The organism is Variovorax sp. M-6 (assembly GCF_052114385.1).
Taxonomy (GTDB): Bacteria; Pseudomonadota; Gammaproteobacteria; order Burkholderiales; family Burkholderiaceae_C; genus Variovorax.
The window spans coordinates 1-798 of record NZ_JBFREQ010000106.1 but is presented as its reverse complement, the minus strand read 5'-3'; the positions used below and the strand labels follow the sequence as shown (position 1 = coordinate 798).

Below are 798 nucleotides of genomic sequence, written 5' to 3'. Positions count from 1 at the left end.
ACAAGGCCAAGACGGTGATCGTGAACAAGCGCAGCATGGCCGCGGGCTACGCCGGGCTGGACAACGAGCTGTTCTACATGGACAAGACCATGATGGTCTTCGGCGATGCCAAGAAGGTGGTCGAGGACATGGCCAAGGCGATCGAGTAGCTCGGGGCGTCGCGCGGCGCTCTCGTTCCGTTGCCTTCTTCCGTTCAAGTGGTACTATCAGTAGTATGATGGTATAAAAATGCTTCGGCATGAAAGGCGACATCGCCTTCGTTCCGAAGCCGCAAGAAGCAGGAGTCAACATGGACGCTACGACCTTCATTCGAACCGAGGAAGCATGCGCATCGACCGGCATGGCCGGCTGCACCGCGAGCGAGATCCTGTGTGTCATGAGCGCGCGCCTGCTCAAGGACGGGCAGATCGTCTTTGCCGGCGTGGGCGTCCCGATCCTCGCCGCGACGCTGGCCCAGGGCCTGGGCTGCCCCGGCCTGACCATCCTGTTCGAAGGCGGCGTCATCGGTCCCAGGGTCGAGCCGGGCCGGCTGCCGCCCTCTACCGCCGAGCAGCGCTGCACCAAGGGCGCCAACATGGTGCTGAGCAGCACCGACGTGATGCTGCTGCTGCAGCGCGGCTACGTGGATGTCGGCTTCATGGGGGGCGCGCAGATCGACAAGTACGGCAACCTGAACTCTTCCTACATCGGCAACCCGGCGAACCCGAAGACGCGGCTGCCGGGCACCGGCGGCGGCAACGACATCTCGAGCCTGACGCACATGATCGTGGCGATGCGCCATGAGCGGCGCCGCTTCGT

2 protein-coding genes are annotated in these 798 nt (G+C 63.9%); both read left to right on the top strand.

Annotated features, from left to right (window positions below):
- Nucleotides 1–149 (top strand): NAD(P)(+) transhydrogenase (Re/Si-specific) subunit beta (locus AB4Z46_RS35350; protein WP_442287589.1); only part of this gene is annotated, 149 nt, incomplete at its 5' end.
- 140 nt (nt 150–289) lie between these two features.
- The coding region (locus AB4Z46_RS35345; protein WP_442288214.1) for a CoA-transferase at nt 290–798 on the top strand (509 nt) is incomplete at its 3' end.